The 12,418-nt window shown below is 44.8% G+C and carries 11 protein-coding genes; 8 read left to right on the forward strand and 3 right to left on the reverse strand.

Features of this window, described 5'->3' with window-relative positions; genetic code table 11:
• Positions 1 to 6: 6 nt before the first annotated feature.
• Positions 7 to 1,338: an alanine/glycine:cation symporter family protein gene (locus HMPREF2904_RS00910; RefSeq protein WP_070659433.1), complete on the forward strand. Its 1,332-nt coding sequence runs from the start codon at positions 7 to 9 to the stop codon at positions 1,336 to 1,338.
• Between the two features lie 53 nt (positions 1,339 to 1,391).
• Here the strand turns inward: HMPREF2904_RS00910 and sstT are convergent, their stop codons facing one another.
• Positions 1,392 to 2,609 carry a serine/threonine transporter SstT gene (gene sstT, locus HMPREF2904_RS00915; protein WP_070659436.1) on the reverse strand — a complete coding sequence of 406 codons (1,218 nt, stop codon included), beginning with the start codon at positions 2,607 to 2,609 and terminating at the stop codon, positions 1,392 to 1,394.
• A 137-nt stretch (positions 2,610 to 2,746) separates the two neighbouring features.
• Between sstT and HMPREF2904_RS00920 the strand changes: the two genes are divergently transcribed.
• A complete protein-coding gene (locus tag HMPREF2904_RS00920) occupies positions 2,747 to 3,595 on the forward strand; it encodes a mechanosensitive ion channel family protein (RefSeq protein ID WP_003018216.1) in 849 nt (282 codons plus the stop codon).
• Between the two features lie 437 nt (positions 3,596 to 4,032).
• Here the strand turns inward: HMPREF2904_RS00920 and HMPREF2904_RS00925 are convergent, their stop codons facing one another.
• Together HMPREF2904_RS00925 and gdhA are read right to left on the reverse strand one after the other, a co-directional pair.
• Entirely contained in the window at positions 4,033 to 4,350 is a 318-nt protein-coding gene (locus HMPREF2904_RS00925; protein ID WP_070659438.1) for a hypothetical protein, read from the reverse strand.
• A 278-nt stretch (positions 4,351 to 4,628) separates the two neighbouring features.
• Positions 4,629 to 5,975 (reverse strand): NADP-specific glutamate dehydrogenase, encoded by a 1,347-nt coding sequence (gdhA, locus tag HMPREF2904_RS00930; RefSeq protein ID WP_003004977.1) that lies wholly within the window; start codon positions 5,973 to 5,975, stop codon positions 4,629 to 4,631.
• Between the two features lie 299 nt (positions 5,976 to 6,274).
• On the opposite strand from gdhA, the gene HMPREF2904_RS00935 reads away from it, so the two are divergent.
• The 6 genes from HMPREF2904_RS00935 (at position 6,275) to HMPREF2904_RS00960 (ending at position 12,415) form a co-directional block, all read left to right on the forward strand.
• On the forward strand, positions 6,275 to 7,210 hold the full coding sequence (locus tag HMPREF2904_RS00935) for a dihydroorotate oxidase (protein ID WP_070659440.1): 936 nt from the start codon (positions 6,275 to 6,277) through the stop codon (positions 7,208 to 7,210).
• A 224-nt stretch (positions 7,211 to 7,434) separates the two neighbouring features.
• A complete protein-coding gene (locus HMPREF2904_RS00940) occupies positions 7,435 to 7,764 on the forward strand; it encodes a helicase BlpT (protein ID WP_070659442.1) in 330 nt (109 codons plus the stop codon).
• Positions 7,765 to 8,036: 272 nt separating this feature from the next.
• Positions 8,037 to 8,972 carry a peptide-methionine (R)-S-oxide reductase MsrB gene (gene msrB / locus HMPREF2904_RS00945; protein ID WP_070659444.1) on the forward strand — a complete coding sequence of 312 codons (936 nt, stop codon included), beginning with the start codon at positions 8,037 to 8,039 and terminating at the stop codon, positions 8,970 to 8,972.
• 37 nt (positions 8,973 to 9,009) lie between these two features.
• Positions 9,010 to 9,210 (forward strand): hypothetical protein, encoded by a 201-nt coding sequence (locus tag HMPREF2904_RS11805; RefSeq protein WP_070659480.1) that lies wholly within the window; start codon positions 9,010 to 9,012, stop codon positions 9,208 to 9,210.
• Between the two features lie 193 nt (positions 9,211 to 9,403).
• A complete protein-coding gene (locus tag HMPREF2904_RS00955) occupies positions 9,404 to 10,747 on the forward strand; it encodes a CapA family protein (RefSeq protein ID WP_070659446.1) in 1,344 nt (447 codons plus the stop codon).
• Positions 10,748 to 10,750: 3 nt separating this feature from the next.
• Positions 10,751 to 12,415 carry a MutS-related protein gene (locus HMPREF2904_RS00960; protein ID WP_070659448.1) on the forward strand — a complete coding sequence of 555 codons (1,665 nt, stop codon included), beginning with the start codon at positions 10,751 to 10,753 and terminating at the stop codon, positions 12,413 to 12,415.
• Positions 12,416 to 12,418 lie beyond the last annotated feature (3 nt).

Consider the following 12,418-nt stretch of genomic DNA (forward strand, 5'->3'; position numbering starts at 1 on the left):
CAGAAAATGGATCATGTATTGCAGTTTTTTCAGCAGCTCGATAATCTAGTGTGGGGCGCCCCACTTTTAGTGCTTTTAGTAGGGACAGGGATCTACCTGACCCTTCGCTTGGGTTTGCTTCAGATCCGCTACCTTCCAAAAGCTTTTCGCTTGATCTTTACAGAAGATGAGGGACACGGGGATATCTCGAGTTTCGGAGCCCTTGCGACAGCCCTAGCAGCTACTGTAGGGACGGGGAATATTGTAGGGGTAGCTACAGCGATTCAGACAGGTGGCCCAGGTGCCCTCTTTTGGATGTGGATGGCAGCCTTCTTTGGAATGGCGACCAAGTATGCAGAAGGGCTCTTAGCCATTCGTTATCGGACCAAGGATGACAACGGTCATATCTCAGGTGGTCCGATGTACTACATTCTTCACGGGATGGGAGAGAAGTGGCGACCACTGGCTATTTTCTTTGCGGTTGCAGGAGTGCTGGTAGCCCTCTTTGGGATCGGAACCATGACCCAGGTTAATTCCATTACGGGATCCCTTCAAGCCAGTTTTGGAACAGCTCCAGAAGTGGCTAGTGTAGTAATTGCTCTGGTGGTTTCAACCATCATCTTTGGAGGGATTCACTGGATTTCCAAAGTCTCTGAAAAAGTGGTTCCTTTTATGGCTGCTGCCTATATCTTTGCGACTGTCACGATCATTGCCTTACATCTGGACCAATTGCTTCCAGCCTTAAAAGCAGTCTTTTCTGGTGCTTTTACAGGAACTGCAGCCATGGGAGGTTTTGCAGGAGCAACGGTCAAAATGGCTATCCAAAAAGGGGTGGCGCGTGGAGTTTTCTCCAATGAATCTGGTCTCGGATCTGCACCCATTGCAGCAGCGGCGGCGAAGACCAATGAGCCAGTCGAGCAGGGATTGATCTCCATGACAGGAACCTTTATTGATACCATTATCATCTGTAGTTTGACAGGACTCTCGCTCTTGGTTTCAGGTGAGTGGATGGCAAAGGGCAGCACTAGTACCTTGACTCAGGATACGTTTACAGGCGTCTTTGGCCCAGTCGGAGGAATCATTCTGACGTTATGCTTGGTGCTTTTTGCGACCACGACTATTCTTGGATGGTCTTATTACGGAGAGCGGTGTTTTGAATTCCTATTTGGTGTTAAACATATCAACCTCTATCGGACCTTCTTTGTTTTTATGGTTGGACTAGGAGGCTTCCTTAAGCTGGATCTGGTCTGGGTAATCGCGGATATTGTGAATGGACTCATGGCTTTGCCCAACCTGATCGCCCTTTTAGCTCTCTCCCCTGTCATCATCAAAGAAAGTAAAGGCTACTTTAAGAAATAAGAAAAACCAGATCGCAAGGTCTGGGTTTTCTTGTCTATTTGAGATAGGATCATTTAATAGCGTTTTTCTTTTGGCCAGCTACTCATTTCGGCGATGGCGGTGAAGAGCACATCTGTCGAAGAGTTGAGGGCTGTTTCGCAAGAGTCTTGGATGACCCCGATGATAAAACCGACGCTGACGACTTGCATGGCCAAATCATTGGTGATCCCAAAGAGGCTACAAGCAACAGGGATGAGAAGGAGAGATCCTCCCGCAACTCCAGATGCTCCACAAGCAGAGATAGCCGCTACAACACTTAGAATGAGCGCCGTTCCAAAGTCAACCTGAATGTGCAAGGTATTGGCAGCAGCTAGCGTCAAAATATTGATCGTCACGGCTGCGCCTGCCATGTTTACAGTTGAACCAAGTGGAATGGAGACAGAATAGGTGTCTGGATTCAGCCCCAATTCTTCACAGAGACGCATATTGACAGGGATGTTGGCTGCAGAGCTTCTGGTGAAGAAGGCTGTTACCCCACTGATACGGAGGCATTTAAAAACAAGGGGATAAGGGTTCTTGCGGATCATGAAAAAGACGATCAATGGATTGATGACCAGGGCTACAAAAGCCATGGTACCAACCAAAACAAGCAAGAGAATCCCGTAGTTACTAAGGGCACTGAGTCCTTGGCCAGCGATGGTCGTGAAGACCAAGCCTAAGATCCCAAATGGAGCTAGGTTGATAATCCACTCAACGATTTTTGAAGTGATGTCTGCTAGAGTTTGGAGGAGGTCTTTACTATGTTCACTCGCCTCTCTCATGGCGATCCCAAAGACAGTAGCCCAAGACAGGATTCCAATGTAGTTGGCTTGCTGCAAGGCGTTGACCGGGTTGTCGACGATCTTGAGCAAGAGGTTACTAATCACTTCGCCAATCCCGTTTGGAGAGGATCCTTCAGCGGCCTTTCCAGTCAGGGTAATGGTGATCGGGAAGATGTAATTGACCAAAACAGCAACGAAGGCAGCAGCAAAGGTTCCTAGGAGATAGAGGACGATGACTTTTTTCATATTAGTCTCTGTCCCTTTTTGGTGTTGGGAGAGGGCATTTGCGACGAGTGCAAAGACCAAAAGAGGTGCGATCGCACGGAGCCCCCCAACAAAGAACTCTCCTAAGAGTCCAATGCCAGTTGCTTTCGGAAAGAGAAGTGCTAGGATGACTCCAAGTACAATCCCGATTGCGATCCTTTTCATAAGGTTGGTTTTATTCCAAGTGGTAATCAATCGATGAATCATGTAAGACCTCCTTAAAAAATAATTAAGGAATATTATACGATAGTGAGGGGGGAAAAGCAATGAGATTTTTAAAAAATAGCCTTATTTCCGAATATTTGATATAATCATACTATTCTTTGGTAGAAAGGCCCGAATAAATGAGTCAAGCTTTCCAACGTTATTTCAGTAAAATAGACTGGACGAAGATTTTTGATGATCTGATATCAAAATGTATCTCTCTGATTTTTGTCTTTCTCTTATTTTTTATCGCTAAAAAGGCCATCCATAGCCTGGTCAAGCGGATCTTAACCCCTTCCTTTAAGTATACGGTGCAGGATGAAGCCCGTAAAAAAACGATTCTCCGTTTGGTTGAGAGCCTCTTAAACTATTGTTTGTATTTCATCTTGATCTACTGGATTTTGTCGATTCTGGGTCTTCCGGTCTCTAGTCTCTTGGCTGGTGCTGGGATTGCTGGGGTGGCGATTGGGATGGGAGCCCAGGGTTTTCTTTCCGATTTGGTCAATGGTTTCTTCATCCTTTTAGAACGCCAGCTGGACGTGGGAGACAATGTTCGTCTCACGAATGGGTCTATTAATATTGCCGGAATCGTCAGTAGTGTCGGGATTCGCACGACCCAGGTGCGGGATTTTGATGGAACTCTCCACTTTGTTCCGAATCGCAATATTACCGTCGTCAGCAATCTCTCACGTGGCGATATGCGCGTGCTAATCGATATTCCACTAGATGCAAATACCGATCTCGACAAGATTTATCAGGTGATTGCTCAGGTCAATCAGTCTGAACAAGATAAACACCCAGAGGTGTTGACAGGTCCTACGATTTTAGGCCCACAGATTGAAAAAAATGGCCGTTATTCCTTCCGCATTGCGATGACTGCGCAAAATGGAACCCAGACGACTGTCTATCATACCTACTATAAACTCTACCATGATGCCTTGATGGAAGCAGGGATTAGCCTACCGACAGGAAAGAATGGGATCATGTAATAAGAAAAGCTCAGAAATTAGAATGTAGATAAGATCCTCTTAGAAACTTTCCTTAGGTGAGAACGGACGTCAGCGACCTTCTAAGAAGTTCCATGACTTAGTTTTGAGCCTAAGGTCTCAAAACTCCCGAGTGCCTGAAACGTTATTGTTTCAGGCACTTTTCTCACAGCGGAAAGTTTAAGTAGACGATTGAATCATTCTATCGAATAAATTAATTTATGAACCAATTTTTTATATTTTTTAACACAAAAAAGAGGCTGGGACAAAAGTCCTAGCCTCTCAATTATCTTTGAATTGTCGAGCAAGACGCAGTGGTTGAGTGGGCTCTACTACGCTGATTTCATCAGTTTTTACAGCCCTACTCAACTGTTCGGAGGTGGGACGACGAAATCGAATTCTAACGAATTACCGATTTCTGTCCCACTCTCTTTTTTGCTCTATTTTAAGTGGCAGTATTTGAAATCCAGCTTTTTAATCTGGTCCCAATTTTTTCGAGCTTCTGGTGGCAAGACGATGAGTTGCTGGCGCAACATAGTCGTGATTTCAAGATTTAAGGATTCGATGGGGAGGGCAATGGCTACGGAACTTTTTGCCCTTTGGATCTTGTCCATGCAATATTCAATATGATGGCAAGCTGCACCGGTCTGTGATTGACGGCTAGATGCGATTTCTTGTCGCATATTGGAGAGTAATTGGACCAATTCAGACTTAAGGAATTTGATCGTATCTGATTTTTCTTGAGCTAAAAGAAACATAAGCACACCTCCTTTTGCTATAGTTTAATACTAATTTATTAAAAATGCAAGGGGGTAAAGTAAAAAAAATAAAATTTTTTTAGAAAAAGATACAGAAAAAGAGAGGGCTTACATCTCCCCACTACAGAAGGTTGAACCCCTTGTCTTAAAAATGGCTTTTCTCCCTTGGTCGGGTTGACTTGATAGAGGTCGGTAGCTGCAAAAAAACTCCTGAAACATACTGGTTTCAGGAGTTGAGAGGCTTTGACCCGAAGGTCTCAAAGAAAAATATCGATTGATTATACAAGACCTTGTGCAATCATCGCGTTTGCGACATTTTCAAAGGCAGCGATGTTGGCACCTGCAAGGTAATCTTTACCAAGACCGTAAGTTTCTGCAGTTGTTTTAGCAGTGTTGAAGATGTTGGTCATGATGTCTTTCAAACGTCCGTCCACTTCTTCGCGTGTCCATGAAAGACGTTGGCTGTTTTGGCTCATTTCAAGAGCAGATACAGCAACCCCACCAGCATTGGCTGCTTTAGCAGGTCCGTAAAGAATACCATTTTCTTTGTATACGTTGATGGCATCGATGTTACTTGGCATGTTTGCTCCTTCAGAGACAACTTTCACACCTTGAGCGACCAAACGTTTTGCAGCATCGCCATCGATTTCGTTTTGAGTTGCACATGGAAGAGCGATGTCATAGTTACCAGCATAAGTCCATACAGAACCTTCGTAGTAAGTAGCAGTTGGTTTTTCAGCAGCGTATTCAGTCAAACGTGCACGACGTTTTTCTTTGACGTCTGTAAGAAGGTCGAAGTCAATACCGTTTTCGTCGATCACGTAACCGTTTGAGTCAGATACAGAGATAACAGTTGCACCAAGTTCAGTTGCTTTTTGAAGAGCGTATTGAGCAACGTTACCAGAACCTGAGATCACGACTTTCTTACCAGCAAAGCTGTCGCCGTTGGCTTTGAGCATTTCTTCAGTGTAGTAAACCAAACCATAACCAGTTGCTTCTGGACGAATCAAGCTTCCACCGAAACCAAGAGGTTTACCAGTCAAGACACCAGCATCAAATTGGCGAAGGCGTTTGTATTGACCGTAAAGGTATCCGATTTCACGTCCACCAACCCCGATATCACCAGCTGGGACATCAAGAGAAGGACCGATGTGTTTTTGCAATTCAGTCATGAAGCTTTGGCAGAAACGCATCACTTCAGCGTCTGTTTTTCCTTTAGGATCGAAGTCAGATCCACCTTTACCACCACCGATAGGAAGACCAGTCAAGACGTTTTTGAAGATTTGTTCGAAACCGAGGAATTTCAAGATCCCTTGGTTAACAGTTGGGTGGAAACGAAGACCACCTTTGTAAGGACCTACAGCAGAGTTGAATTGAACACGGTAACCACGGTTTACTTGGATGTTTCCTTCACGGTCAACCCAAGGAACACGGAAAGAAATTACGCGTTCAGGTTCTGTAATACGAGCCAAGATGTTTTCTTCGATGTATTCAGGATGTTTTTCAAAAACAGGTTCCAAAGTGCTGAGGAACTCTTCAACAGCTTGAAGGAATTCAGCTTCGTGGCCGTTACGAGCTTTTACAGTTTCGAAAGTGCTTTGTATATATTCTTTAGCAGTTGTCATGTTAATTCTCCTTTGTGAATGAAACGAAAACCAGCAAACCCGCTAGGGGAGTGGCTTTGAGACAGTTGACAAACAATGTCATGTTTTATTACATGGATCATTATAGCAGACTTTTTTTGGCTTGTAAAGAAAAAAGTTGAATTTTCTGAAAATTTTATCGCGACTAGGAAAGTCCGAATGTTTGGAAGAATTTTTAGCTTTGATTGTCCGGAAGCTTCTAAGTGATGGTATAATGAAAGAAGAAAATAGAGAGCATCCCGAACGATTCTGTTGGTGGTGTTTCAAAAAAGGAGTACAAGATGGTATCGACAAAAACGCAAATTGCTGGTTTTGAATTTGACAACTGCTTGATGAATGCGGCAGGTGTAGCCTGTATGACCACTGAGGAATTAGAAGAAGTGAAGAACTCAGCTGCGGGGACCTTTGTGACCAAGACCGCGACCTTAGAATTCCGTGCTGGTAATCCAGAGCCACGCTACCAAGATGTGCCGCTTGGTTCGATCAATTCGATGGGACTACCTAACCAAGGGTTGGACTATTATTTGAATTACTTATTGGAGTTGCAAGAAACGGATCCTGACCGGACCTTCTTCTTATCTCTCGTCGGCATGTCTCCTGAAGAAACTCATACCATCTTGAAAAAGGTGCAAGACAGTGATTTTAAAGGCTTGACAGAGTTGAACCTATCTTGTCCCAATGTCCCTGGGAAACCTCAGATCGCCTATGATTTTGATACGACAGATCGGATCTTATCTGAGGTCTTTGCCTATTTCACCAAACCTCTAGGGATCAAGTTGCCACCTTATTTTGATATCGTTCATTTTGATCAAGCAGCAGCGATCTTTAACAAATACCCGCTTAAGTTTGTCAATTGCGTCAATTCGATCGGAAATGGCCTCTACATTGAGGATGAATCCGTAGTAATCCGTCCGAAGAACGGCTTTGGTGGGATCGGTGGCGAATACATCAAACCGACTGCTCTAGCTAATGTCCATGCCTTTTACAAACGTCTGAATCCAGAAATTCAGATTGTGGGGACAGGTGGCGTCTTGACTGGTCGCGATGCCTTTGAACATATCCTTTGTGGGGCTAGTATGGTGCAAATTGGAACCACGCTTCATAAAGAAGGAGTAGGGGCTTTTGACCGCATCACTGCGGAGCTCAAAGCCATCATGGAAGAAAGAGGCTACCAAAGCTTGGAAGATTTCCGTGGGAAATTGCGCTATATGGATTAAGTTAGGATGATGAGAAGAACCCCTCACGTTACTAAGACCGGAGGGGTTCTTTTTAGCTTTTCTTAAACTGCAAAGAGTGACAAAAAACTGGTCCTGGTTTCAGTTGTTTTGCAACTATATTTTGCTCAGATAGGAGTGAAATGGTGTATAATGAAGATGAAAAGATTTAGGTGAAGATTGAGTTTGTTTCTTTTTTGGTAAGTTCGGAAAGGAAGGTGATTCTCATGGGAGCTGGTGACTTTATTCAGGAAGCCTTGCTTACTATTCAAGCTATTGAGGACTCCTTTTTGGCTTATTCCCAGACCATTCCAGACGCAGTCCGATTTCAGGAAAATCTGGACTATATCCTTCGCTATTTAAAAAAGGCAGAGCGTGTGGACAATCGTGTCTTAATGGAGCTAGAGAAGTTTTATCAAAGAGCGAGCTTCTTGATTGGTTTGAGTGCCCTGCACTTGGATGAAGCAACGTTTCAAGCTTGGAGAGTGTATGATTGCTTTCATTATGACAGGGTGAAGTCTCAGTTACAGGTCTATGGACCGACGGTGGTTTTATAGTTGATGTGCCTTGAGTTTGTCCACAGATATTCAGAGGAGGTGTTGGTCATGCTAGTCCTTCATGATTTTCTACATCAGTTAACCCTATCGTTTTGGAACTTCTATTACTCGCTCTTTTTCTTATTTGAAAAATAAGAAGGATTGAATCCCTTTTACATATAGTAGAAGGGATTTTTGATGCAGAATCCTTGAAAATCGGAGGCTCTTGGATTATGATGGAGCTAATAGTAAGAAGCGTTCCTTGTGGGGAATGCAGGAAGCGAGGAAAAAAGATGGCAGAGATTTATCTAGCAGGTGGCTGTTTTTGGGGCTTAGAGGAATATTTTTCACGGATCCCCGGTGTAGAAGAGACGACGGTGGGCTATGCCAATGGCCAGGTAGAAACGACCAACTACCAACTGATCAAGGAAACGGATCACGCAGAGACTGTACAAGTCATCTACGATCCAGATAAAATCACCCTACGAGCGATTCTGCTATACTATTTCCGGGTGATTGATCCCTTATCCATTAACAAGCAGGGAAATGATCGAGGCCGCCAATATCGAACCGGTGTCTATTATACAGACGAGGCAGATCGTGAAGTGATCGCCCAAGTGTTTGCGGAAGAAGAGAAGCAACTGGGCAGTAAAATAGCGGTTGAATTAGAGCCTTTGCGCCACTACATCCTAGCTGAGGACTACCACCAAGACTACCTCAAGAAGAATCCCGGAGGCTATTGCCATATCGATGTGACGGATGCTGACCAGCCCTTGATTGATCCGTCAGCCTATCAGAAGCCAGATCAAGAAACCCTAAAAGCGAAACTGACAGCAGAACAGTATCAAGTCACCCAAGAAAGTGCGACGGAACGCCCTTTCCAGAATGCCTATGATCAGACCTTCGAAGAGGGCATCTATGTGGATATTACGACTGGAGAGCCTCTCTTCTTTGCCAAGGATAAGTTTGCTTCTGGCTGTGGCTGGCCAAGTTTCTCCCGTCCCATTGCCAAAGATGTGGTTCATTATTACCAGGATCATAGCCACGGGATGGAGCGGATCGAGGTCCGTTCCCGCTCAGGCAATGCCCATCTCGGCCATGTCTTCACCGACGGACCAAAAGACCAAGGTGGCCTACGCTATTGTATCAATTCGGCCTCTCTGCGCTTTATTCCAAAAGATGAAATGGAGCAAGAAGGTTATGGATATTTGTTAAAGGCTTTGAAATAAGAGGGCCTTTCTAGTAGATCAAAAAACGGAGTTAATGATGAAAAAAAGAAATTTGTGGCGAATGATTTTTACGCTTTCGGCTATGGTAACTCTGATTGGATTAGGATTTACTGCCTATAATCATTTTGTATTCCATCAACCTTTTATGAATCGGACGACAAAAGGGTTGCTCTCGGCCTTTTTCCTAAGTCTTGTCATGGTTGCAATCAGCTTAGCCAAATCAAACGATAAGAAGTGATGATCGATCATTTACATGAATTAATCAACTGTGCAGGAGCAGAATGATGAAGCGTTTCTAAACAATGGCGCTTCTGTCCTGCTCTCTTTTTTCTCTTCTTAAAAATTGTGATACAATGAAGAGAAAGTATTTCAATGACAGCTCAATTTGTTGGCGGATCATTGGAGAAACTAGGTACGAAGAAGAGGTAGGAATGTTAGAGAAGTGGGAGAGTGTGAAAGGAACCATCAAAACGATGGGAAAAGATCTATCGGCGGCCTTTGACTGGGCTTTTGATCGTCTCTTTTCAAAGATTCGGCTGACCAATGAACAGTTTGTCTATGTGCTCTTGTCTGTTGTTTTTATCGTGGCCAATGCCATTTTGTGGGTGCAAAAGTTCCAAGGCTTTCCGATTACTGCAACCGAACGGCCAGAGGTTGTGTACAAGGCAACAACACCGGCTGATCAGATTCCTCATACAGCGCGGATCATGGCCAATGGAGATCAGCTCTATCATGATTTGGTCTATATGAGCGCGCAAAAAGAAGATGGGACCTATGATTTTCATGAAAATTATGAGTATGTCAAACCCTGGCTACAAAAGGCGGATCTGGCCTTGGGCGATTTTGAGGGAACCATTAACCCCAATTACTATTTGTCAGGTTATCCCCTCTTTAATGCGCCGAGCGAAGTCGTACCAGCCATCAAGGATGCTGGTTATGATGTCATGGATTTGGGACACAACCACATCCTGGATTCAGGCCTAGAAGGGGTCTATTCGACAGCCAAGGCCTTTGAAGATGCAGGCATCACCCCTGTCGGTGTTTACACGCATGAAAAGAGAGGCCAGGCCCCCTTAGTGATCAAGGAAGTGAATGGCATCAAGATTGCTATTCTAGCCTACGCTTACGGCTTTAATGGAATGGAAACGACCCTTACTCCAGAAGAGCAAGCAGATGTCTTGTCTGATCTGGATGAAGAGCGGATGAAGGCGGAGATCCAAAAGGCAGAGCAAGAGGCAGATATTACTATTGTCATGCCTCAGATGGGAATCGAGTACCAGTTGGAGCCGACAGAAGAACAAAAAGAGCTCTATCACAAGATGGTTTCTTGGGGAGCTGATATTGTCTTTGGCGGACATCCCCATGTTGTTGAGCCTGCTGAAGTGGTCAATAAAGATGGTCAAAACAAGCTCATCATCTACTCAATGGGGAATTTCCTGTCCAATCAGCGTCTGGAAACGATGGGGGATGTGGAGACTGCCCAATGGACAGAGCGAGGGGTCTTGATGGATGTGACCATCGAAAAGGTTGGTCGCAAGACACGGATTAAGACGGCTACTGCTCATCCAACCTGGGTCAGTCGGACTCCGAAAGGAACCTATTCTCCTGAAGGCTATGACTTGTACAAGTACCAGACCTATATTTTGGAAGATTTTATCCAGGGTGGCAAATACCGCGACAAGCTGGATGAGGAGACCAAGGAGAGAGTGGACACGGCCTACCGAGAAATGAAGGAACATGTTCACTTGGACTGGCCTCAGAGTGGAAAGGAATAGAGCATGGAAGGAAATGTGAACTGGATCCCGCTTGGGATCCTAGGATTGATAGTGGTGATTTGGGCAACCAAATTTCTTACAGCCATCCGCCTCAAGCAAAAGCTGAAGAAGGCTTGGGATGGGGCGCCTTTCTTTCGCAAGAAAGACACAGAAGAAAGTTTGATAGATAGTCTGACTTATCCAGCTAAGGGAAGGACGATCGATAGCCAAGTGGATGATCAGACCTGGCATGATTTGGCTCTGGATGCGGTCTTTGATCAACTCAACTATACCCAATCGAGCCTTGGAGCAGAGGCTCTCTATCAAAAGATGCGCCTGCTGGAATTCCAGCCTCAGGACCAGCTTCATGACTTAGAAGCCTTCTTTGAAGAGCATCCTGATTTGCGCCTCAAGGTCCAGGTCATTTTCAACCAACTGGGCAAGAAAAACCACAACATGGCGCGGAGCATTGTCGCAAATCCCGGCAAGCATTATGCAGGTTTACCCCTCTATCTAGCCTTGGCCTGTCTTCCTATTGTCTGTCTCTTTGCCATCCCCTTTGAGCCAGTCGGGGCCATTACCCTCTTGGTGATCAGTGTGGTCTTTAATATTGTCTTTTCGAGTTTGCGCAATTGGTCCAATAAAATCCGTCTGGACAATGTTAGCTATCTGGTCCGCATCTTTGCTTCGGCAGAACGCTTGAGCCATCTAGCCTTGCCACAACAAGAAGAACTAAAGCAGGCAGTCAAACCCTTTAAGAAAACGCGGATCCTTGCCAGTGTCTTGCAGAGTCCAACGGGGACTTCGGAAATGGAAATTATTCTCCTCTACCTCAATGTCCTCTTTTTACTCCCGCAGATCGCTCAGGTTTATATTTACAATCAGGTGAAGGCTCATCAAAAAGAGGCCCAGAAGCTTCTGGATCTCCTTGGAGAGATGGAAGTTGCTATTAGTCTCTTGCGCCATAAGCGGAATCTAGAAGTGGTCTGTCAGCCAGTCTTTATAGAGACGGGTGGGATTGAAGGTGAGACGCTCTATCATCCCTTGCTGTCTAATCCGATTGCGAATGATGTGCATTTTCAAAAAAATATGGTCATCAGTGGGGACAATGCTTCCGGGAAATCGACCTATTTGAAAACTGTCGCTATCAATGCTATTCTGGCTCAAGGATTAGGCTTTGCCTATGGAGAAAGATTGGCCCTTCCTTATGGTCATGTCCTAACAGCTATGGATGTGAGCGATGACATTGAAGTTGGAGATAGCTACTTTATCACTGAGAGTAAAGCTATTTTACGTATGATTCAGCATCTGAAAGAGCTAGGTTTTCACTACTTCTTTATTGACGAGCTCTTTAAGGGGACCAATACCATTGAGCGGATCGGATCAGGCCTTGGGATTGTCCGCTGGTTGGCTGCCCAAAACTGCCTCTACATGATCTCCAGCCATGATATTGAGCTGGTCGCAGCCTCCGGTGAAGTCAATGATAATTACCATTTTGACAGTCGCTATGTGGATGGCAAGATCGTCTTTGACTACCAGATTAAGCCAGGGTCAGCTGTGACTAAGAATGCGGTCAATACGCTAGAAAGTCTGCATTATCCAGAGGAGATTACGCAAACAGCCAAGGAATTGATTGACCAGTATGAAGAGACGGGACACTGGTCTTTGAAAGAAATTGAAAAAGAATGAAAA

The organism is Streptococcus sp. HMSC072G04, from assembly GCF_001813295.1.
Taxonomy (GTDB): Bacteria; Bacillota; Bacilli; order Lactobacillales; family Streptococcaceae; genus Streptococcus.